At 70.8% G+C, this 20,470-nt stretch carries 21 protein-coding genes; 12 read left to right on the forward strand and 9 right to left on the reverse strand.

Annotation, left to right across the window (positions count from 1 at the left end):
• Positions 1-11 precede the first annotated feature (11 nt).
• The 5 genes from ACZ4WH_RS03060 to ACZ4WH_RS03080 all read right to left on the reverse strand — a co-directional run bounded on the left by ACZ4WH_RS03060 (position 12) and on the right by ACZ4WH_RS03080 (position 4,131).
• Positions 12-1,394 carry a ferredoxin reductase family protein gene (locus ACZ4WH_RS03060; protein ID WP_468176017.1) on the reverse strand — a complete coding sequence of 461 codons (1,383 nt, stop codon included), beginning with the start codon at positions 1,392-1,394 and terminating at the stop codon, positions 12-14.
• Between the two features lie 59 nt (positions 1,395-1,453).
• Positions 1,454-1,837: an FMN-binding protein gene (locus tag ACZ4WH_RS03065; RefSeq protein ID WP_468176316.1), complete on the reverse strand. Its 384-nt coding sequence runs from the start codon at positions 1,835-1,837 to the stop codon at positions 1,454-1,456.
• A gap of 27 nt (positions 1,838-1,864) precedes the next feature.
• Positions 1,865-2,569: a L,D-transpeptidase family protein gene (locus ACZ4WH_RS03070; RefSeq protein WP_468176019.1), complete on the reverse strand. Its 705-nt coding sequence runs from the start codon at positions 2,567-2,569 to the stop codon at positions 1,865-1,867.
• Between the two features lie 3 nt (positions 2,570-2,572).
• Complete coding sequence (locus ACZ4WH_RS03075) at positions 2,573-3,160, reverse strand: pyridoxamine 5'-phosphate oxidase family protein (RefSeq protein WP_468176021.1); 588 nt, start codon at positions 3,158-3,160, stop codon at positions 2,573-2,575.
• A 122-nt stretch (positions 3,161-3,282) separates the two neighbouring features.
• Entirely contained in the window at positions 3,283-4,131 is an 849-nt protein-coding gene (locus tag ACZ4WH_RS03080; RefSeq protein WP_468176023.1) for a hypothetical protein, read from the reverse strand.
• Between the two features lie 175 nt (positions 4,132-4,306).
• Here ACZ4WH_RS03080 and ACZ4WH_RS03085 point away from each other — a divergent pair, with 175 nt between their 5' ends.
• The 5 genes from ACZ4WH_RS03085 to ACZ4WH_RS03105 all read left to right on the forward strand — a co-directional run bounded on the left by ACZ4WH_RS03085 (position 4,307) and on the right by ACZ4WH_RS03105 (position 10,338).
• A complete protein-coding gene (locus tag ACZ4WH_RS03085; RefSeq protein WP_468176025.1) occupies positions 4,307-5,500 on the forward strand; it encodes an argininosuccinate synthase in 1,194 nt (397 codons plus the stop codon).
• Positions 5,501-5,604: 104 nt separating this feature from the next.
• Positions 5,605-7,038: an argininosuccinate lyase gene (gene argH / locus ACZ4WH_RS03090; RefSeq protein WP_468176027.1), complete on the forward strand. Its 1,434-nt coding sequence runs from the start codon at positions 5,605-5,607 to the stop codon at positions 7,036-7,038.
• Between the two features lie 177 nt (positions 7,039-7,215).
• On the forward strand, positions 7,216-8,187 hold the full coding sequence (locus tag ACZ4WH_RS03095) for an aldo/keto reductase (RefSeq protein WP_468176029.1): 972 nt from the start codon (positions 7,216-7,218) through the stop codon (positions 8,185-8,187).
• Between the two features lie 79 nt (positions 8,188-8,266).
• Complete coding sequence (locus ACZ4WH_RS03100) at positions 8,267-8,818, forward strand: TetR/AcrR family transcriptional regulator (RefSeq protein ID WP_468176031.1); 552 nt, start codon at positions 8,267-8,269, stop codon at positions 8,816-8,818.
• On the forward strand, positions 8,815-10,338 hold the full coding sequence (locus ACZ4WH_RS03105) for an MFS transporter (RefSeq protein ID WP_468176033.1): 1,524 nt from the start codon (positions 8,815-8,817) through the stop codon (positions 10,336-10,338). Before ACZ4WH_RS03100 ends, ACZ4WH_RS03105 begins: the two co-directional genes overlap by 4 nt.
• A gap of 33 nt (positions 10,339-10,371) precedes the next feature.
• On the opposite strand, the gene ACZ4WH_RS03110 is transcribed toward ACZ4WH_RS03105, so the two are convergent.
• Positions 10,372-12,021, reverse strand: a complete 1,650-nt coding sequence (locus ACZ4WH_RS03110; RefSeq protein WP_468176035.1) for a multicopper oxidase family protein — start codon at positions 12,019-12,021, stop codon at positions 10,372-10,374.
• 124 nt (positions 12,022-12,145) lie between these two features.
• Positions 12,146-12,835 carry a lysophospholipid acyltransferase family protein gene (locus tag ACZ4WH_RS03115; protein ID WP_468176037.1) on the reverse strand — a complete coding sequence of 230 codons (690 nt, stop codon included), beginning with the start codon at positions 12,833-12,835 and terminating at the stop codon, positions 12,146-12,148.
• Positions 12,836-13,163: 328 nt separating this feature from the next.
• On the opposite strand from ACZ4WH_RS03115, the gene ACZ4WH_RS03120 reads away from it, so the two are divergent.
• The 3 genes from ACZ4WH_RS03120 to ACZ4WH_RS03130 all read left to right on the forward strand — a co-directional run bounded on the left by ACZ4WH_RS03120 (position 13,164) and on the right by ACZ4WH_RS03130 (position 15,510).
• Positions 13,164-14,339 carry a glycerophosphodiester phosphodiesterase gene (locus ACZ4WH_RS03120; protein ID WP_468176039.1) on the forward strand — a complete coding sequence of 392 codons (1,176 nt, stop codon included), beginning with the start codon at positions 13,164-13,166 and terminating at the stop codon, positions 14,337-14,339.
• A 121-nt stretch (positions 14,340-14,460) separates the two neighbouring features.
• Positions 14,461-14,967 carry a sigma-70 family RNA polymerase sigma factor gene (locus ACZ4WH_RS03125; RefSeq protein ID WP_468176041.1) on the forward strand — a complete coding sequence of 169 codons (507 nt, stop codon included), beginning with the start codon at positions 14,461-14,463 and terminating at the stop codon, positions 14,965-14,967.
• A gap of 45 nt (positions 14,968-15,012) precedes the next feature.
• The gene (locus ACZ4WH_RS03130) at positions 15,013-15,510 is read left to right on the forward strand and encodes a GNAT family N-acetyltransferase (protein ID WP_468176318.1); all 498 of its coding nucleotides are present in this window, start codon (positions 15,013-15,015) and stop codon (positions 15,508-15,510) included.
• A 72-nt stretch (positions 15,511-15,582) separates the two neighbouring features.
• On the opposite strand, the gene ACZ4WH_RS03135 is transcribed toward ACZ4WH_RS03130, so the two are convergent.
• A complete protein-coding gene (locus ACZ4WH_RS03135) occupies positions 15,583-16,002 on the reverse strand; it encodes a hypothetical protein (RefSeq protein ID WP_468176043.1) in 420 nt (139 codons plus the stop codon).
• Position 16,003: 1 nt separating this feature from the next.
• Positions 16,004-16,363 carry a hypothetical protein gene (locus ACZ4WH_RS03140; RefSeq protein ID WP_364865740.1) on the reverse strand — a complete coding sequence of 120 codons (360 nt, stop codon included), beginning with the start codon at positions 16,361-16,363 and terminating at the stop codon, positions 16,004-16,006.
• Between the two features lie 536 nt (positions 16,364-16,899).
• Here ACZ4WH_RS03140 and ACZ4WH_RS03145 point away from each other — a divergent pair.
• From ACZ4WH_RS03145 to ACZ4WH_RS03160, 4 genes are all read left to right on the forward strand, one after another.
• A complete protein-coding gene (locus ACZ4WH_RS03145) occupies positions 16,900-17,934 on the forward strand; it encodes a methionine ABC transporter ATP-binding protein (RefSeq protein WP_468176046.1) in 1,035 nt (344 codons plus the stop codon).
• Entirely contained in the window at positions 17,931-18,668 is a 738-nt protein-coding gene (locus tag ACZ4WH_RS03150) for a methionine ABC transporter permease (protein ID WP_468176048.1), read from the forward strand. The genes ACZ4WH_RS03145 and ACZ4WH_RS03150 overlap by 4 nt, the downstream gene beginning before the upstream one ends.
• A 64-nt stretch (positions 18,669-18,732) precedes the next feature.
• Positions 18,733-19,563 carry a MetQ/NlpA family ABC transporter substrate-binding protein gene (locus tag ACZ4WH_RS03155; RefSeq protein ID WP_468176049.1) on the forward strand — a complete coding sequence of 277 codons (831 nt, stop codon included), beginning with the start codon at positions 18,733-18,735 and terminating at the stop codon, positions 19,561-19,563.
• A gap of 185 nt (positions 19,564-19,748) precedes the next feature.
• Complete coding sequence (locus tag ACZ4WH_RS03160) at positions 19,749-20,387, forward strand: GNAT family N-acetyltransferase (RefSeq protein ID WP_468176051.1); 639 nt, start codon at positions 19,749-19,751, stop codon at positions 20,385-20,387.
• Positions 20,388-20,470 lie beyond the last annotated feature (83 nt).

The following is a 20,470-nucleotide window of genomic DNA, read 5'->3' on the forward strand; positions in this document are numbered from 1 at the left end:
GCAGCTCCGCTTCACATCTCGAACGACTCGTGGTGGATACGTCGGGCGGGCACCCCCGCCTCACGCAGTGCCTCGTACACCGACTGCGCGAACCCGGGCGGACCGCACATGAAGACGTCGTGCCGGTCGATGTCCGGGATCTTCCGCTGGAGGTTCTCCGCGGAGATGTCCGGCCGCTCGCCCTCCGGGCTGTTCACCGCGTACATCAGCCGGGCGCCCCGCTCCTCGGCGATGGCCGCCAGCTCGTCCCACAGCGCCAGGTCCTGGGTGGTGTTCGCCCGGTAGAGGAGCGTGATGTCACCGGCGGCGCCGGGCAGCGTCTCGAACAGCGCCCGCATCGGCGTGATGCCGACCCCGCCCGCGACCAGCAGCACCTTGCCCCGGCTGCGGCGCTGCGCGGTCAGCGCGCCGTACGGGCCCTCCGCCCACACCCTCGTCCCGGGCGCCAGCTCGCGCAGCCGGGCGCTGTGGTCGCCGATCGCCTTCACCGTGATCCGCAGCATGTCGGGGCGCGGGGCGGCCGAGAGGGAATACGGGTGCGAGCTGAACCGCATCCCGGGGGCGAGGAACCGCCAGCGGAAGAACTGGCCCGCCTCCGCGCCCATCCGGTGCAGCCGCCGCCCGCCGATCAGCACCGACACGATGCCCGGCGTCTCCTCGATGACCGCCTCCACACGCATGCGGTGCCGGAGGTTCAGCCGGATCGGGGTGAGGATCCGGTACCAGACCACCAGCGCGGTGACCGCGCCGTACAGGCCGTACCAGAAGGTCCTGGCGGTGGGCTCCACCGCGAAGTCGTTGCCGGTGGTGATCTGGTGCCAGAACGTCAGGAACACCGCCGCGTACGTCAGCAGATGGACGTGGTACCAGGTGTCGTACGGGAGCCGGCGGCGGATTCCGCCGACGGACGTCAGCCCGATGACCACGAACAGGCCCGTGCCGATCGCCGCCTTGCCCATGTCCGGCAGCTGGTTGATGGAGTCAGTCGTCTGCTGGACGATGTCGCCGAGCGACCGGCCGGCCTGGCGCGCGTACCCCCACATGGTGAGGAAGACGTGCGCGACGATCAGGCACAGCGTGTACCGGCCGCTCATCGCGTGCCAGCGGGCCACCCGGTCGGAACCGACCCGCCGCTCCAGCGCCGGGACGCGCGCCATCTGGAGCACGACCAGCGCCATCAGATACCCGGCCAGCAGGCCGGTGATCCGGCCCGCGCCCAGGATGCGGCCGGTGTCGTCGGCGATGGAGGGGGTGCCCTGCCACCAGAGCCACAGCACGGCGACCGTGCCCGCCCAGACGGCGAGCAGCAGCGGGACGGCCGGGGAGCGGCGCGGGCGGATGCGGCGCATCGTCTGTCGGCGGGCGGCACGTCCGCCTGCGAGCGTGGTGGTCACGGTTCCTCCGTGGGGACTTGACCCTTGGCCCACAGATACGTGCCGCATGGCGGGAGCGTTCAGAGCCCCGCCGAGTCCAGCGCGGACTGGAGGGACTGCCGGTGACCGTCACTGGTGTACGTCGCTCCCGACACCGTGTCGATCTCCGCGCTCCGCGCCGCCGGCGCCTCGCGCCGCAGCTGGGGCAGGGCGTAGCTGTTGATCTCCTGGTCGCGCGGGTTGTCCTGCGGGTAGCTGACGGCCGTGACGTCGGTGAGCCTGCCGTCCTTCACGGTGACGCGTACCTGGACGGGGTCCCAGCGGGTCTGGACGGTGTCCCCGGTGGCCGTCCGGTTCCCGGAGGCGGCGCCGGGCGCCGAACCGCTGGACGCGGCCGGGAACTTGGTGCTCGCCGTCACCACCGTGGGTGCCGTGTGCGGCTTCAGCGCCAGCGGCAGCACCAGCCCTGACCGGCCGGGTCATCTCCCGCCTCAGTAGCGGCTGACCGCCGTCGCCCCGCTCTCCGTGCCGATGGCGATGTGTGGCTTCGCCGCCGGGTCGGCCCAGGTGAGGATGCGCCGCATGGCGTCCTCGGGCACCGACACGCAACCGGCCGTCGCCGCCCGCCCGTTGACGTGCAGGAAGATCCCGGCTCCGCGTCCCCGTACGGGCCGGTCGTAGTTGAAGGCGATGACGAGGCCGTACGCGTACTGGGTGCCGTAGTCGACCAGGTGCTCGGACTCGGCGGCGCGGCAGTCGGCGGGGAGCGGGTCGACCCAGCGGTTGTAGGAGCGGGAGTCCTTGTCCTGGCACCACCAGGAACTCTCCCGCACCGGACGGTACGTGACCTGTGTGCCGGCCGGGGCGGGCTTGATCCCGAAGCCGAAGGGGAGGCCGTAGAGCCCGGTCGGGGTCGTGTTCGTGCCCTGCTCACGGCTGTCGCCGTCGACCAGCCCGCCCGCCCCGAACCGGGCCGGCGCGGAGCCGGCCTTGATCCACTGACCGTCCCGCAGGTCCCACCAGCTGACCGTGCCCGCCGTGGCCTCGGTGTCCGGGGCCCGGGCGACGATCAGCTGGCTGCCGCCGCCCGTGTCCGCCATCCCCGCGGGCAGCGGCACCGGGCCGGGGCCGGGCGCGGCGCCGAGCAGGGCGAGGGCGGAGGCGGAGACGAGGGCGAGGACCACACCGGGGCGCATGGATCAGACGGTAGACGGCGGCAGCGGCAACGGCAGCCCGGGTAGGCCGTCCAGGCTGGTCGCGACGTGGTCCTTCTTCTCGAAGTAGGCGTTCAGCGAGGCGTCGTCCTCGCGGGCGAAGCGCTTGCCGTGCAGGTCACGGTCCTCCTCGTACGCCATGTGGGGGACGGCGTATCCGCAGGTGTCCCGGATCAGTTCGGCGCGTACGACGATGACCGCGCGCAGCCCGTGCCGGCTCGGGTCGATGTCCGGGAAGCGGGTGAGCAGTTCCGGGAAGCGCGGGTCGTCGCGGAAGACGGGCTCGCCCCGGCCGTGCACGCGCACGATGTTCGGCGGGCCCTGGAAGGCGCACCACATCAGGGTGATCCGCCCGTTCTCCCTGAGGTGCGCGATGGTCTCGGCGTTGGACCCGGCGAAGTCCAGGTAGGCCACGGTGACTTCGTCGAGCACGGCGAAGGAGCCCCTGAGGCCCTTGGGGGAGAGGTTGACCGTGCCGTCGCCGGAGAGCGGGGCGGTCGCGGTGAAGAAGAGGGGCTGCTCCTCGATGAACGTGCGCAGCCTGCCGTCTATGCGCTCATAGGTCTTTCCCATGTCTGCCGAGTATCGGCGGATTTTCTTCGGCTGTCTAAGTAATTGCCGGATCGGCGTACGGGGGTGCGCCGTGGCCGCCCCGGCCGGCGCTTCCCACGGGGCGGCCACGGCTGTCTGTCACCTCACTGGGTGAGGGTGCAGGCGGCCAGCGAGTCCAGGCCCGTCGGCTTGGCGGAGGTGCGGCCGATGGCGATGGCGATGCGGTCGATGGTGGAGGCGCGCTTGTCCTTCAGCGGGCCGAGGATCGCGTTGTCGACGAAGTTCGGTCCGCCCTGGCCGACGGTGTCGGCCAGGCGGGTGTCGGCCTCCTTGATCTGGGTCTGGAGGAGGGCGAGGTTCCGGTCGACCTCGGCCTGCGCGGACGCGGGGATCGCGGGGAGCTGGGAGGCGACGTCCGGGCACGTGATCGTGCCCGCCCCGGTGTTCCCGCCGGCCGCGCCGCCCTCGCCCGCCGCCGTACCGGCGCCCGACTGCTGGGTCGCCGGGGCGCTCGGGGCGGCACCGGTGGACGCCCCGCCGCCGTTCGCGTTCAGGGTGCAGGGCGCCAGGGCGTCCAGCCCGGTCGGCTTGGCCGCCGTCCGCCCGATCGCCGTGGCGATGCGGTTGACGGTGGCCACGCGCTTGTCCTTCAGGGGACCGAGGATCGCGTTGTTCACGAAGTTGGGCCCGCCCTGGCCGACGGTGTCGGCCAGCCGGGTTTCGGCCTCCTTGATCTGGGTCTGGAGGAGGGCCAGATTGCGGTCGACCTCGGCCTTCGCGGAGGCGGGGACCGCGGGCAGCTTGGAGGCGACGTCCGGGCAGGTGATCGTCCCGGGGCTCGCCAGGGTACGGGCGCCGCTCGCGCCGTCGTTCCTGGCGGGGGTACCGGCGAGGGCGGAGCCGGCGATCACCGCGCCGGACAGCACCACGGCGGCGGCGCCGCCGATGACCGCCACGCGGCGCTTGTTGTACTTCGGAAGAGCCCTGGACATGCGAATGCCTCACTCGGGTCGGGAGTGTCTGTCGTCGTCGGACGAACGCGGCGCCTGCGTCCCGCGAGAAGTACGAGAAAGCGGTTGCACGTGTTCAACCGAAGGGGAGATTGACGAATCATGCAGAGTTCTGCATACTCATGCATGTCAGCGAATGCACTGTGAGGAGAAACCCGTGACCGAGCGCGTCGTACTCGCCTACTCAGGCGGTCTGGACACCTCCGTCGCCATCGGCTGGATCGCCGAGGAGACGGGCGCCGAGGTCATCGCCGTTGCGGTCGACGTCGGCCAGGGCGGCGAGGACCTGGACGTCATCCGCAAGCGCGCCCTCGCGTGCGGCGCCGTCGAGGCCGAGGTCGCGGACGCCAAGGACGAGTTCGCCGACGAGTACTGCCTCCCGGCGATCAAGGCCAACGCCCTCTACATGGACCGCTACCCGCTGGTCTCCGCGCTCTCCCGGCCGACGATCGTCAAGCACCTGGTCGCCGCCGCCAAGAAGCACGGCGCCACCACGGTCGCCCACGGCTGCACCGGCAAGGGCAACGACCAGGTCCGCTTCGAGGCCGGCATCGTCGCCCTCGCCCCCGACCTCAAGTGCATCGCCCCGGTCCGCGACTACGCCATGACCCGGGACAAGGCGATCGCCTTCTGCGAGGAGAAGCAGCTCCCGATCGCCACCACCAAGAAGTCCCCGTACTCCATCGACCAGAACGTCTTCGGGCGCGCGGTCGAGACGGGCTTCCTGGAGGACATCTGGAACGCCCCGATCGAGGACATCTACGAGTACACCTCCAACCCGGCCGTCGCGCGCGAGGCCGACGAGGTGGTCATCAGCTTCAAGGAGGGCGTCCCGGTCGCCATCGACGGCAAGCCGGTCACCGTCCTCCAGGCCATCCAGCAGCTCAACGAGCGCGCCGGCGCCCAGGGCATCGGCCGGATCGACATGGTCGAGGACCGCCTCGTCGGCATCAAGTCCCGCGAGGTGTACGAGGCTCCGGGCGCGATCGCCCTGATCACCGCCCACCAGGAGTTGGAGAACGTCACCGTCGAGCGCGAACTGGCCCGCTACAAGCGGCAGGTCGAGCAGCGCTGGGGCGAACTGGTCTACGACGGCCAGTGGTTCTCCCCGCTCAAGCGCGCCCTGGACGGCTTCGTCAACGAGGCCAACCAGCACGTCACCGGCGACATCCGGATGACCCTGCACGGCGGCCGCGCCGTCGTCACCGGCCGGCGCTCGACGGAGTCCCTGTACGACTTCAACCTCGCGACCTACGACACCGGCGACACGTTCGACCAGTCGGCGGCCAAGGGCTTCATCGACATCTACAGCCTGTCGTCGAAGATCGCCGCCAAGCGGGACCTCGCGTAACCCGCGCGGGTTCACCTCGCACGCATCAGCCTGACAGCCGCCTCCTCGCCTGGAAAGGTGGGGAGGCGGCGGTGGCACACCTAGAGCTTCGAGGAGCAACGCAAGTGAGCAGCAACAGCGGTGACGTACGGCTCTGGGGCGGCCGTTTCGCCGACGGTCCGGCCGAGGCCCTGGCGAAGCTGTCCGCGTCCGTCCACTTCGACTGGCGGCTCGCCCCCTACGACATCGCCGGCTCGCGTGCGCACGCGCGTGTGCTGCGCACGGCGGGACTCCTCACCGAGGACGAGCTGCGGCGCATGCTCGCCGGACTCGACCAGCTCGAGGCCGACGTGGCCGCCGGCACCTTCGTGGGCACGATCGCCGACGAGGACGTGCACACCGCCCTGGAGCGCGGCCTGCTGGAGCGCCTCGGCCCCGACCTCGGCGGCAAGCTCCGCGCCGGCCGGTCCCGCAACGACCAGGTCGCCACCCTCTTCCGGATGTACCTGCGCGACCACGCCCGGATCATCGGCGGCCTGATCGCCGACCTCCAGGACGCCCTGATCGGCCTCGCCGAGGCCCACCCGGATGTGGCGATGCCCGGCCGCACCCACCTACAGCACGCCCAGCCGGTGCTCTTCGCCCACCACGTCCTGGCCCACGTCCAGTCCCTGTCCCGGGACGCCGAGCGGCTGCGCCAGTGGGACGAGCGGACGGCCGTGTCGCCGTACGGCTCCGGCGCCCTCGCCGGCTCCTCCCTCGGCCTGGACCCGGAGGCGGTCGCGCACGACCTCGGCTTCGAGCACGGCAGCGTCGGCAACTCCATCGACGGCACGGCCTCCCGGGACTTCGTCGCCGAGTTCGCGTTCATCACCGCGATGATCGGCGTGAACCTCTCCCGGATCGCCGAGGAGATCATCATCTGGAACACGAAGGAGTTCTCCTTCGTCACCCTGCACGACGCGTTCTCCACGGGCTCGTCGATCATGCCGCAGAAGAAGAACCCGGACATCGCCGAGCTGGCCCGGGGCAAGTCCGGCCGCCTGATCGGCAACCTCACCGGGCTCCTGGCCACCCTCAAGGCCCTGCCCCTGGCCTACAACCGAGACCTCCAGGAGGACAAGGAGCCCGTCTTCGACTCCTGCGACCAGCTGGAGGTGCTGCTCCCCGCCTTCACCGGCATGGTCGCCACCCTCACCGTCCACCGGGAGCGCATGGAGGAACTGGCCCCGGCCGGCTTCTCCCTCGCCACCGACATCGCCGAGTGGCTGGTCAAGCAGGGCGTGCCGTTCCGGGTGGCGCACGAGGTCGCGGGGGAGTGCGTCAAGGTCGCCGAGGCCGAGGGCAAGGAGCTGGACGACCTCACGGACGAGCAGTTCGCGAAGATCTCCGCGCACCTCACCCCGGAGGTCCGCTCCGTCCTCAACGTCCCGGGCGCCCTCGCCTCCCGCGACGGGCGCGGCGGTACGGCCCCCAGCGCGGTCGCCGTCCAGCTCGCGGAGGTCAAGGCGGACGTGGCGGCTCAGCACGAGTGGGCGACGGCCAGGAAGAAGCGGTAGGGGAGCGCCCCGAAAGGGGCGCGGGGCTCCACCGATATGCGGCTCCGCCGCGAGGGCGCGAGGAACCACAGCGCACCCGAACTCGCCGAAACACCGCACCGACCGAGTCCTGAGGCGAAGGTCATCAAGGGTTACGTTGGTCGGAGCCTCACCGGAGCCGACCGAACGGAGCCCGCGATGCCCTTCGCGCGACTGGCCACAGCGACGACCCCCACCTGTCACATCGGCCTCGGCCTGGCCGCAGTAGGTCGCCCCGGCTACATCAACCTGGGCCGCGACGAGGACCTCGGAGAGAACCGCAGCGTCGAAGCACTCCGCACCCGCACCCACGAACTCCTCGACGCCGCCTACGCCCAGGGCGTCCGCTACATCGACGTGGCCCGCTCCTACGGCCGCTCCGAGGAGTTCCTCGCCGACTGGCTGAACGCCCACCCCGACATCGACGACGTGGTCGTCGGCAGCAAATGGGGCTACACGTACACGGCCGGCTGGTCGGCGGACGCCGAGACGCACGAGGTCAAGGACCACAGCCTCGCCACCTACGAACGGCAGCGCGCCGAGACCGACGCCCTGCTCGGCGACCGGCTCGACCTCTACCAGATCCACTCGGTGACCCCGGACAGCCCGGCCCTCACCGACAAGGACCTGCACGCCAGGCTGGCGGAGGCCGCCGCGCAGGGACTCACCGTCGGCTTCTCCACCAGCGGCCCCGCCCAGGCCGACGCCATCCGTGCCGCCCTCGCGGTCACGGTCGACGGCGAGCCCCTGTTCCGTACCGTTCAGTCGACGTACAACGCCCTGGAGACGTCAGCCGGGCCCGCCCTCGCTGAGGCGCACGACGCCGGGCTCACCGTGATCGTCAAGGAGGGCATGGCGAACGGCAGGCTGGCCGAGCCGTACGCCCCGGAGGCGCTGAAGGCCCTAGCGGCCGCGACCGGAATGGGCTGTGACGCGGTCGCCCTCGCGTGGATCCTGCGCCGGCCCTGGGTCGGTGTCGTCCTGTCCGGTGCCGCGACCGTCCCGCAGCTCGTCGCCAACCTCCACGCCCCCGCCGTCGACCTCGACGAGGACCAGCTGACCCGCCTCGACACGCTGGCGGAGGACCCGCGCGCCTACTGGGAGCGGCGCGGGCAGCTGCCCTGGCACTGACGAGCACCCGCCCCTCTACCCATGAGGCGGCCATGCCCAGTATGAGACATGAATGTCTCATGTGGGCTAACCTTGTCTCATGGCCCTCGATCGCGACCACGTGCTGCGCAGCGCCGCCGCCCTGCTGACCCGTAGATCCACCGCGACCATGGACGAGGTCGCCAGGGCCGCCGGGATCAGCCGGGCCACGCTGCACCGCCACTTCGCCGGCCGTGACGCGCTCGTCCGGGCCCTGGAGGCGCTCGGCATCGCCGAGTGCGAGGCGGCGCTGGACCGGGCCCGGCCCGAGGAGGGTTCCGCCGCCGAGGCCGTCCGCAGGCTCGTCCGCGAGATCCAGCCGGCCGCCGGACTGCTCGCGTTCCTCTACGGCGAGAACCAGCTGTGGGAGGGCGACCGGCAGAACGAGGGCTGGCAGCGCCTGGACGCCCGGATCGGTGCCCTGTTCCAGCGCGGACAACGCGACGGCGAGTTCCGTATCGACCTCAGCCCGGTCTGGCTCACCGAGGCGCTGTACGGGCTGATCGCCTCCTGCGCCTGGGCCACCCTGGACGGCCGCGTGGCCTCCCGGGACTTCCCGACCATGACCGCCGAGCTGTTGCTCGGCGGCGCTCTGCGAAGAGAGGAATCATGACCAGCGCCATGCGGCCGGCACAGGCGACCGAGGCGGTGAAGCGCCCGGGCCGCTGGCTCGCGCTCTCCGTCCTCGTCCTGGCCGTGCTGCTGGTGGCCGTCGACGCCACCGTCCTCGGCCTGGCGACCCCCTACATCAGCGAAGACCTGAACCCCTCCGGCACCCAGCTGCTGTGGATCGGCGACGTCTACTCCTTCGTCATCGCCGGTCTGCTGGTCTCCATGGGCAGCCTCGGCGACCGTATCGGCCGCAAGCGGATCCTGCTGGGCGGGGCCACGGCGTTCGGCGCGCTGTCCGTGCTGGGCGCCTACGCGACGACACCCGAACTGATGATCCTGGCCCGGGCGCTGCTCGGCGTCGCCGGCGCGACCCTGATGCCCGCCACCCTGGCCCTGATCCGCAACATCTTCCACGACCCGCGCGAGCGCAGCCTCGCCGTCGGCATCTGGGGCGCCACCGCCTCCGCCGGTACGGCCGTCGGCCCGATCGTCGGCGGATTCCTCCTCGAACACTTCTGGTGGGGCTCGGTCTTCCTGATCAACCTGCCGGTGATGGCCGTGCTGGTCCTGGTCGGCATCCGCACGCTGCCCGAGTCCCGCAACCCCGACCCGGGCCCCTGGGACCTCGGCAGCGTCCTGCTCTCGCTGGTCGGCATGATCGCCCTGGTCTACGCGGTCAAGGAGGCCGCCACCCACGGCTTGACCCGGACGACCCTGGGCACCGGCCTGCTGGGCGCGGCGGCCCTGTACGGCTTCGTCCACCGTCAGCTGACCATGCCGGTCCCGCTGCTGGACATGCGGCTGTTCCGGCGCCGCGGCTTCAGCGGAGCGGTCCTCGCCGATCTGCTGACCGTGCTCGGCATGTCCGGCCTGGTGTTCTTCCTCTCCCAGTACCTGCAACTCGTCCAGGGCCGACGCCCGTTCGAGGCGGGCCTGGCCGAACTGCCCGCCGCCGTCGGCGCGGTGACGGCCGGCCTCCTCGCGGGCCGGGCCGCCCGGCGCTTCTCGGTCCGCGCGGTGGTAGCCGGCGGCCTGGCCGCGGTCGGCATCGCCCTGGCCGCGCTGACGACGCTCGGCCAGTCCACCGGCTACCCGGTCCTCGGCGCCGCCCTGCTGGTCGTGGGCGTCGGCGCGGGCTTCTCCTTCACGGTGACGGCCGACGTCATCCTCGCCGGCGTCCCCAAGGACCAGGCGGGCGCGGCCTCGGCGGTCTCCGAGACGGCGTACGAACTCGGCGCCGCCCTGGGCATCGCGCTGCTGGGCTCCATCGTGACGGGCGTGTACCGCGACTTCACGGGCCCGTCCGGCACCCCGGCCGGGGCGCACGAGTCCCTGGGCGCGGCGGCGGAGGCCGCGGCGCACCTGCCCCCGCACCAGGCGGACGCCCTGCTCACCGCGGCCCGCGAGGCCTTTGTCCACGGACTCCACCTGGCCTCCGGAGCAGGAGCGGCAGTCCTCCTGACGGCGTCGGCGGTGGCGTGGTTCCTGCTGAACGACCAGAGGCCGGAAGGCACCGGGTGATCCGACCGGCCCGCGACCGAACCGCCCCGGATCTCAGCGTTTATAGCCCAGCACCGTCATCATGCCGCTCTCCGAGTGGTACTGGTTGTGACAGTGCAGCATCCACAACCCCGGATTGTCGGCATCGAAGTCGATCACCAGCTTCCGGTGCGGCAGCACCATCGCGGTGTCCTTGCGGGCCCCCACGGAGTCCAGCCCCGTCAGCGAGAACGTGTGCCCGTGCAGATGCATCGGATGCCACATGTCCGTGGCGTTGACGAGAGTGAGCCGCACCCGCTCACCCGCGCGGACCGGGTGGCGTTGCTGCGGGGAGTAGGGCTTGTGGTCGAAACCCCAGTCGAACTTCCGCATGGTGCCGGTGATCCTGATGCGCATCTCCCGGTCCGGGTCCCGGTCGGCGAGGGCCACGGAGTCGTCGGGCAGGAGACGGCGCGCGGGGACGGTGTTGCCGTCGAGTTCGTCCGGGTGGACGTCGGCCGGGGGAAGGTTCTTGCTGCCCTTGCCGGTGCGCAGCACGGCGACGGCCCTGCCCTTCTTGCCCTCGGGCAGTGCGACCAGGGGGAAGACCCCGTCCCGGGCGGTGATCAGCACGTCGTACCGTTCCGCCATGCCGACGAGGAGGGCGTCGGTCCTCTTGTGCTTCACGGGATAGCCGTCGGTGTGGGTGACGGTCATCGTGTGGTCGCCCAGCGCGACCCGGAAGGCGGTCTCGGAACCGGCGTTGATGATGCGCAGCCGCACGCGGTCGCCGGGACGGCAGCGGAACACCGACGGGTCGTCGGGCAGGCGCCCGTTGACCAGGTAGTACGGATAGGCGACGCTGCCACCGTCCCCGTGCAGCATGCGGCTGTGGGACTTGTGCAGCACCCGGTCGGGGCCCGTCGACTTCCTCGTGGACCTCCCCGCGGACTTCCTGGACGCCGACGGGTGCTCGCTCGTCCGGTGAGCGCTCGGGCTGCCGTGGCCGGGGCCCATGGCCATGCTCCCCATGTCCATCGAGCCGCCGGGCTTGAGCTGGCTCAGGACCCCCTCGGGCGTGGAGCCTTCCACGCCGTCGAGCCAGTCGTCCAGGACGACGACCCACTCCTTGTCGTAGGAGAGGGCCTCCTTGGGGTCCTCGACGATGAGCGGCGCGTACAGGGCCCGGTCGGGCTGCATGCCCACGTGGGAGTGGAGCAGGTAGGTGCCCGGGTGCTCGGCGACGAAGCGGTAGCGGAAGTCGGACCCGGGGTGGATCGCCCGCTGGGTCAGGTCCGGCACGCCGTCCATGTCGCAGCGCAGCCGTACCCCGTGGGAGTGCAGCGTGGTCGTGGCGGGCAGCCGGTTGGTGAGCGTCAGGTCGAGCACGTCACCGGCCGTGACCCGCACCAGCGGGCCCGGTACCTCCTCGTTGTACGCCCACGTGCGGACCGCCCGCCCGCCCAGGTCCAGCTTGGCCTCGGCGGCGGTGAACCTGAAGGTGCGTACGCGGCCGGCCCCGCGTTTCCGCTCGGCGGCCAGGACTTCCGGATCCGACGGGTTGACGAACCCCCGGGGTCCGGCCGGGACGAACTTCTCCCCGCCGTCCGCGTGTTGGGGGCCGGAACTGGGCCCGGAACCGGAGCTGGTGCAGGCTGCCAGGAATCCCGCACCGGCGACGGCGATCGGGGTACGGAGCAGAGTACGCCGAGAAGGTTTGGACATGTCTGAATCAGACATGTTGTGTGGTCATATGGCCGCCTGATACGGCCGAATGCCCGATGTGTCGGCGTCAGATTCCACCGGCAGGCGGACGGAAGCCGGCGCAGCGCCGGTCCGCCGGAGGGGTCTAGGCGGCCTTCGCCTTCGTGGCGTACATGTCCACGTACTCCTGCCCGGACAGTCGCATCACCTCGGCCATCACCGAGTCCGTCACCGCCCGCAGCACGTACCGGTCCCGGTCCATGCCGTCGTACCGGGAGAACTCCATGGGTTCGCCGAACCGCACGGTGACCCGGCCGGGCCGCGGGATGCCCCGGCCCCCCGGCTGGAGCTTGTCCGTGCCGATCATGGCGAACGGCACCACCGGGGCGCCGGTCATCAGGGTGAGGCGGGCGATACCGGTACGGCCCCGGTACAGACGCCCGTCGGGCGAGCGCGTGCCCTCCGGGTAGATCCCGAAGACCTTGCCCTCCTCCAGGATGCGCCGGCCGGTCATCAGCGCGGCCACACCGCCGCTCGCCCCGTCCCGGTCCACCGGGATCATGCCGACGCCGGTGAAGAACCACGCCATCAGCCGGCCCTTGACGCCCTTGCCGGTGACGTACTCGTCCTTGCCGATGAAGAACACCTGCCGCCTGGTGACCACCGGCAGCACGATCGAGTCGATGAACGTGAGGTGATTACCGGCCAGAATCACCGGACCGTCGCCGGGGATGTGCTCCACGCCCTCCACCTGTGGGCGGAACATCAGGCGCATGATCGGTCCGAGCACTGCCTTGATGAGCGCGAAGCGGGACAACGGGTCCTCCGATGTCAAAGGGGGCGATATGAGTCTGTGCAGGTGAGGACATTACTCGCGGCGCCGGGCCGCGCGCACATCGGGGACGCCCGGTTCACCGAGGTCTTACGAAGTGTTGACGCGGGTTTACCTGCGGTGGCGTGCGGAGGACGGCGCGTAACAGCCTTGCCGCGATGTGACGGACATCGCGCCGGCCAGGGGCCCGCCGCCTCCGACGGCCCGTCACCTTCCGCCGTTCGCAGGACATCCGACAGCACCCGGGTGTTCGGACCGGGGCCTCCCTCTCGTCATGTGCACGCCCCTACGATCGGGCCGCACCGATGGAGAAGGCGGCAGGAGGGCGCTCATGGACAGCGACCAGGCGAACGGGCAGACTCAGGGAACGGGACGGCGGGCGCTCCTCGGCGCCGCGATGCTCGGCGCGGGCGGAGCGGTCCTCGGACTGCCCGGCACCGCCCGGGCCGCCGAGGCCCGCACGGCCGGCCCCGGGGGCCGCGGGCTGAAGGGCCTGCCGGTGCCGACGATCATCGGCCACCGGGGTGCCAGCGGCTACCGCCCCGAGCACACCTTCGGCTCCTACGAGCTGGCCCTGGACCTGGGCGCCGACGTGGTCGAGGCGGGCGACCTGGTGCCCACCAAGGACGGCCACCTGGTCTGCCGGCACGAGCCGGAGATCGGCGGTACGACGGACGTCGCCTCCCACCCGGAGCTCGCCGACCGCAAGACCACCAAGGTGCTCGACGGGGTCCCCACCACCGGCTGGTTCACCGAGGACTTCACGCTCGCCGAGCTGAAGACGCTGCGCGCCGTCGAGCGCGTCCCGGCCAACCGGCCGCACAACACCCTCTACAACGGCCGCTGGGAGATCCCCACCTTCGAAGAGGTCCTGCGGTGGCAGGACGAGCAGACCCGCAAGCGCGGCAAGCAGGTCTGGATCTACCCGGAGACCAAGCACCCCACCTACTTCCGCGAGCTGGGCCTCGGCCTGGAGGAGCGGGTGGCCAAGCTGCTGCGCAAGTACGGCAAGGACGGCCGGAACTCCCCGGTCATCCTCCAGTCCTTCGAGCCCACCAGCATCCAGCGGCTCAACCGGCTGGTCGACAACCCGCTCGTCGTGCTGCTCTCCTCGGCGAACAGCCGCCCGTACGACTTCGTCGACGCGAACGACCCGCGTACGGTGGCCGACCTCGTCACGCCCAAGGGCCTGCGCGAGATCGCCGGTTACGCCCAGGGCATCGGCCCGACCCTGGACCTGATCATCCCGAAGAAGGCGGACGGCACCCTGGCCGAGCCGACCACGCTGGTCTCCGACGCGCACAAGGTCGGCCTGATCCTGCACCCCTACACCATGCGGAACGAGAACCCCTTCCTGCCGGCCGAGTACCGCAAGGGCACCGCGGCCGACGCCTACGGCGATGTCTTCGGCGCCTTCAAGAGGTACTTCGCGACCGGGATCGACGGCGTCTTCACCGACAACGCCGACACCGGGCTGCTCGCCCGCGCCGACTTCCTGAAGGACTGACGGCCTTTCTGAACGACCGACAGCGCCCCGGCCGTCAACCGCCGCACCGCCCGGCACTCCGTTCGGGGTGACTGTGCGCCGCCCCGGCAACCCACCGCCGGGGCGGCTCGTCGTTCCGCATATGACGCACGACCTGGTAGCCGCGCTGCACCCCCTGCTCACCGCCGAGGCCACCGCGGAGGCATATGCCTGGGGAGGCGAGCCGGGCGACCTGGAGCAGGCCGTATGGCTCCGGCTCCTGGAGCGGCTGGAGACCGACGGGCCACCGGTGGACCCGCACGGCTGGCTGCGCAAGGCCGTCCGCGCCGAGGCGCGCCGCACCCGCCGCACCACCCGCCTTGAACGGCCGTACGACACCGACCCGGCCGACGACCTCCGCCCCGGGCCGGAGCAGCACGTCCTGACCGACGCCCGCTACCGCGCCCTGCGGGACGCGGTCCGCCGCCTACCCGGCCGCTGCCCCCGTCTCCTCGAGGCGCTGCTCTCGCCGAAGGACCTCACCTACCGGGAGATCGCGGGGGAGTTGGGTATCTCACAGGGAAGTCTGGGCCCGGAACGTTCCAGATGTCTGGGATGTCTGCGTCGATTGCTCACACCGGAGGTTGCGACCCGCGAAGCGCGGGGATAGGAGTGGGGGACGACAGGTGATCAGGTGAGCGGGAGGCATGCGCACATGGGCATGAGCGTGACCATCTCGGTGGCGACCGAACAGGACGCGGAGCAGATCTTCCGGCTCCAGTACCTGTGCTTCCAGAGCGAGGCGGCGCTGTACGGCAACTACCGCATCGACCCGCTCGTGCAGACCCTGGACTCCGTCCGTCAGGAGGTCGTCTCCGACTGCGTCTTCGTCGCCCGGCTCGGCGACGAGGTGGTCGGCTCGGTGCGCGGCAAGGTCACCGAGGACGGGGCCGCGGCCATCGGCAAACTCTGCGTCCACCCCCGCCTCCAGGGCCACGGCATCGGCGCCAGGCTGCTGCGCACGGCCGAGGCCGCGCTGGCGGACGAGCGCGGCGCCACCAGGTTCCGCCTCTTCACCGGACACCGCAGCGAGGGCAACCTCCGCCTGTACCGCCGGTCCGGCTACGAGACGGTCGGCAGGGCCAGGGGCGCCGACGGCGTGGAGATGATCGTCCTGGAGAAGCAGGCGGGCGCGTACGCGCAGACGGCGTGAGGCGAAGCGCCCCGGAAGGGGCGCGGGGAACTGCGCGAGCAACCACCTTGTGCCCGCAGCCGCCCACGCCCCTCAGGCGCCCCTCCGGGCGGGCGCTTTCCGCAACCAGTACATCGCGGAAAGCGGCAGGAGCACGGGAATGAAGATGTACCCCATCCCGTACTTCGACCACACCGTCGCATCCGGAAACGCGGACGGCTCGATCAAGGTCCACGTACCGACGATCAGCACACCCGCAAGCTCCGCCGCGCAGCACACCAACGCCGCCCGACGCGCCGTCTCCCCACCTCGCACCAGCGTGTACGTGATGAACCCGTACACCACGCCGGCCACGGCGGACAGGGAGTACGCGAGCGGCGCCCGGTCGAACTCCGTGGAGATCTGGAACGCGGACCGTGACACCGCGCCGACCACCATCACGCCGTAGAACCAGACGAGCAGCATGCCCGGCCCGCTGATCAAGCGGGCCGGCTTCTCCTGCGCCGCCGTCACCTCAGCCTCCCCAGATGTCGAAGAGCCGCACTTCCAGCACGGCCAGCACCACACCGCCGGCGGCCACCGTCACCGAACCCCAGCGGGTCCGCTCGGCCAGCGACATGAAGCCCGCCGCCGGAACGCACGCGAACGCGCCCAGCAGATACGCCACGAAGATCGTCGTGCCCTGCTCCGGCTTCTCGCCCCGCGCCAGCCGCACGACCCCGATCACCAACTGGACGAGGGCCAGCAGCGACACCACGGCCATGCCGATGAAGTGCCAGTCCTTCGTCGGCTGGTCGCGATACGCGGCCCAGCCGCACCAGGCGGCGAGCAACAGCGCGGCGACCCCGGTCACCAGCGTCAGGGCATTGAGCATGCGGTGACCCTATTACGGCGGAAACGGCCCATCGCCGCCGCCCCCGCCGTACGCCCCCCGGTGGGACCCGCCGTGGCATTGGCCACAACAGCCGGGCGGCCGAGCCGGACGCCGGCCCGGTGGTGCGGGAGCTGTCGGCCTTGTCCGCACTGGTGAGGGACGGGGGAGTGGAGATCGCCGTGCGTGGATGAGCATCCCTTCGCCCCTGTCCGCCGTCGTCCACCATGCGGACAGCGGCCGTCGGTCAGGACCGTTCGTCTGCTTTACTGATCGCATGACCACGACGAGCTGCCGCATCCTTGCGACCGAGGCGACCCTGACGCCCGGTGCTCGTTGTATGTGTCGCCTGATGTGTCGAATGTGCGCCTTCTAGAGGGCCCCCGCATCAGCTGAGCCTCGCGCCCCGAAGCGAGACCCGTGGCATGTCCGTGCGCCGTAGGCCGTACGAGACGCACATCCACTCTCCATGCCGGAACCGCATGCACCCGTGCCCGGGCACACCCACGCCCGCGCACTCGACAGTGACGGAAACCCACGTGATCACCACCTCGGGCCTGACCAAGGTCTACCGCTCCCGCGGCCGTGAGGTCACCGCCCTCGACGGCGTCGATCTCCACGTCCGCGAAGGCGAGGTCTACGGCGTCATCGGCCAGTCCGGCGCCGGCAAGTCCTCCCTCATCCGCTGCGTCAACCTGCTGGAGCGCCCCACATCCGGCACCGTGACCGTCGCCGGGCAGGACCTCACCGCCCTGGCCGGGCGCGGCCCGCGCGCCGGCAGGGAACTGCGCCGGGCCCGCAGCCGGATCGGCATGGTCTTCCAGCACTTCAACCTGCTCTCCTCGCGGACCGTGCAGGACAACGTCGAGCTGCCGCTGGAGATCCTCGGCCAGGCGGGCCGGGCCCGCTCCCGCAAGGCGCTGGAACTGCTCGACCTGGTCGGCCTCGCCGACAAGGCCAAGGCCTACCCCGCCCAGCTCTCCGGCGGCCAGAAGCAGCGCGTCGGCATCGCCCGCGCCCTCGCCGGCGACCCCAAGGTGCTGCTCTCCGACGAGGCCACCAGCGCCCTCGACCCGGAGACCACCCGCTCCATCCTCCAACTGCTGCGCGACCTGAACCGGCAGCTGGGCCTGACCGTCCTGCTCATCACCCACGAGATGGACGTCGTGAAGTCGATCTGCGACTCCGCCGCCCTGATGGAGAAGGGCCGGATCGTGGAGTCCGGCACGGTCAGCGAACTGCTGGCCACCCCGGGCTCGGAGCTGGCCGCCGCGCTGTTCCCCGTCGGCGGCGAGGCCACCGGCAGCGACCGGACCGTCCTCGACGTCACCTTCCACGGCGAGGCCGCCACCCAGCCCGTCATCTCCCAGCTCTCGCGCACCTACAACATCGACATCTCGATCCTCGGCGCCGCCATCGACACCGTCGGCGGCCTCCAGATCGGCCGCATGCGCATCGAACTGCCCGGCCGCTACGAGGACAACGTGGTGCCGGTCGGGTTCCTGCGCGAACAGGGCCTCCAGATCGACGTGGTGGGCCAGGAGGCCCTGCTGGTGAAGGAAGGTGCCAAGTGACCTGGTCCGAGATGCAGCCGCTGCTGTCCCAGGCGTGTTCCGAGACGTTCACGATGGTGCTCTGGTCCACCCTGATCGCCGTCGCGGCCGGCCTTCCGCTCGGCCTCCTCCTCGTCGTCACCGACCGGGGCGGCCTGCTCCAGAACGTCGTCGCCAACAAGGTGGTCGGCCAGGTCGTGAACATCGGCCGGTCCATGCCGTTCATCATCCTGATGGTCGCGCTGATGAGCTTCACCCGCTGGGTCACCGGCACGACCATCGGTACGACCGCCGCGATCGTGCCGCTCGCCATCGGCGGCATCCCGTTCTTCGCCCGCCTGGTCGAGACGGCCGTCCGCGAAGTGGACCACGGTCTGGTCGAGGCCGTGCAGTCCATGGGCGGCAACACCTGGACGATCGTCCGCAAGGTCCTGATCCCCGAGGCACTGCCCTCGCTGATCGCCTCCACCACGACCACGATCATCGCCCTCATCGGCTACTCGGCCATGGCCGGCACGGTCGGCGGCGGCGGTCTCGGCGACCTCGCCGTCCGCTACGGCTACCAGCGCTTCGAGACCGAGCTGATGTGGATCACCGTCGCGATCCTCGCCGTCGTCATCTCCCTCATCCAGTTCGCCGGCGACTTCGCGGCCCGCTCCCTGCACAGCCGGGGCGGCCGGTCCGGCCCCGCGCCCAAGCTCCGCCTGCTGAAGGCCGAGGAGCCGACGGCGGCCGACGTCAGCAAGGTCGCGTAAGCACCCAGAACTCCCCGTCATACCCACCACGGGGTCGCACCACCCTTAAGGAAAGGCACTTTTCGTGCGTAACACCGCCAAGCTCACCACCGCCGTCCTCGCCGCCGGAGCCCTCACCCTCGGGCTCAGCGCCTGCGGCTCGGACAAGGACTCCGGCTCCTCCGACTACAGCGGCCCGCTGGTCGTCGCCGCGAGCCCGACCCCGCACGCCGAGATCCTGAACTTCGTCAAGGACAAGCTGGCGAAGAAGGCGGGCCTCGACCTGGAGGTCAAGGAGTTCACCGACTACATCACGCCGAACACGGCGACCGAGGACGGCTCGGTGGACGCCAACTACTTCCAGAACCAGCCGTACCTGGACGACTTCAACAAGAAGCGCGGCACCCACATCGCGCCCGTCGTCACGGTGCACCTGGAGCCGCTCGGCCTGTACTCCCACAAGATCAAGAAGGCCGACGCCCTCAAGAGCGGTGCGACCATCGCCGTCCCGAACGACGCCGTCAACGAGGCCCGCGCCCTGAAGCTGCTCGCCGCGAAGGGGCTCATCACCCTCAAGGACGGCGTCGGCACCGAGGCGACCCCGCAGGACATCACCAAGAACCCCAAGAACCTCCAGTTCAAGGAGGTCGAGGCGGCCCAGACCGCGCGCTCCCTGGACGACGTGGACGCGGCCGTGATCAACGGCAACTACGCCATCTCCGCCGGCATCAAGCCCGCCCAGGACGCCCTCGTCCTGGAGTCCGCGAAGAACAGCCCGTACGGCAACTTCCTCGCGGTGAAGGAGGGCAACGAGAAGGACCCGCGGGTCAAGAAGCTCGCCAAGCTCCTCACCTCGCCCGAGGTCAAGAAGTTCATCGAGGACAAGTACCAGGGCTCGGTCATCCCGTCCTTCTGAACCGTGCGGCGGACCGGCGGCTGACGGCACGCACACGGCGTTTCGCGACGCACGGGGTCCACTCCCTCACCGGGTGTGGACCCCGTCGTGCGGTTCAGTGGTTTCATGCTGCATGCTGGGCAGTTCAGCAGACCTGACGGTCCTGACGGTCTTTCGAGGAATTTCCGAAGGTTACGGAGCGGCGCATGACGAGCACCTTCCCCAACATCTCCATCAGCACGGAGCGGTTGGTGCTGCGTCCCCTCGACGAGGACGACGTGCCCGCCCTGGCCGACATGATGAACGACGAACAGGTCGTCGCCTGGACCACCGTCCCGCACCCCTGCACCGAGGCCGACGCCCACCGGTGGATCACCCACGTCGCCCCCGACGAACGCACCGAAGGCCGCGGCATCGTCCTCGCCGTCACCGAGTTCCTCACCCAGCGGCTCGTCGGCGTCGTGCATCTGAGGAACACGGACTGGCGCGTCCGCTCCAGCCAGATCGCCTACGTCATCGCCCCCTGGGCGCGCGGCGAGGGCTATGCCTCCGAAGCCGTCCTCGCCACCGCCCAGTGGCTCTTCCACGACCAGAAGTTCGAACGGCTCGAACTGCGCACCGCCGCCGACAACACCGCCTCCCAGCAGGTGGCCCAGAAGATCGGCTGCATCAGCGAGGGCGTCCTGCGCAACGCCTGGATAGCCCGCGCCAGGACCGAGGACGGTGCCTGGACCGAGGTGCGCACGGACGTCATCGTCTGGAGCCTGCTCCCGGAGGACCTCGCCGGGGTCAGCGAGCAGCTGGCCGACACGGGGGGTTTCACGTCGTACTCGGACTGGAACTGAGCCCCCCGAGCCTCACCAGGTACTCTCACGGAGCCCGCCCCGGGCTCTCTGCCCCCGAAGAGTTGCGCAGAACCACTGGAGAC

The sequence above is a fragment of the Streptomyces sp. NPDC029138 genome (assembly GCF_055564375.1).

Bases quoted from the DNA above. Each gene is read 5' to 3' on its own strand.
- ACZ4WH_RS03070 (WP_468176019.1), bottom strand. From the start codon at position 2,569: ATGCGCCCCGGTGTGGTCCTCGCCCTCGTCTCCGCCTCCGCCCTCGCC.
- ACZ4WH_RS03075 (WP_468176021.1), bottom strand. From the start codon at position 3,160: ATGGGAAAGACCTATGAGCGCATAGACGGCAGGCTGCGCACGTTCATC.
- ACZ4WH_RS03080 (WP_468176023.1), bottom strand. From the start codon at position 4,131: ATGTCCAGGGCTCTTCCGAAGTACAACAAGCGCCGCGTGGCGGTCATC.
- ACZ4WH_RS03095 (WP_468176029.1), top strand. From the start codon at position 7,216: ATGCCCTTCGCGCGACTGGCCACAGCGACGACCCCCACCTGTCACATC.
- ACZ4WH_RS03100 (WP_468176031.1), top strand. From the start codon at position 8,267: ATGGCCCTCGATCGCGACCACGTGCTGCGCAGCGCCGCCGCCCTGCTG.
- ACZ4WH_RS03105 (WP_468176033.1), top strand. From the start codon at position 8,815: ATGACCAGCGCCATGCGGCCGGCACAGGCGACCGAGGCGGTGAAGCGC.
- ACZ4WH_RS03110 (WP_468176035.1), bottom strand. From the start codon at position 12,021: ATGTCCAAACCTTCTCGGCGTACTCTGCTCCGTACCCCGATCGCCGTC.
- ACZ4WH_RS03120 (WP_468176039.1), top strand. From the start codon at position 13,164: ATGGACAGCGACCAGGCGAACGGGCAGACTCAGGGAACGGGACGGCGG.
- ACZ4WH_RS03125 (WP_468176041.1), top strand. From the start codon at position 14,461: ATGACGCACGACCTGGTAGCCGCGCTGCACCCCCTGCTCACCGCCGAG.
- ACZ4WH_RS03130 (WP_468176318.1), top strand. From the start codon at position 15,013: ATGGGCATGAGCGTGACCATCTCGGTGGCGACCGAACAGGACGCGGAG.
- ACZ4WH_RS03140 (WP_364865740.1), bottom strand. From the start codon at position 16,363: ATGCTCAATGCCCTGACGCTGGTGACCGGGGTCGCCGCGCTGTTGCTC.
- ACZ4WH_RS03160 (WP_468176051.1), top strand. From the start codon at position 19,749: ATGACGAGCACCTTCCCCAACATCTCCATCAGCACGGAGCGGTTGGTG.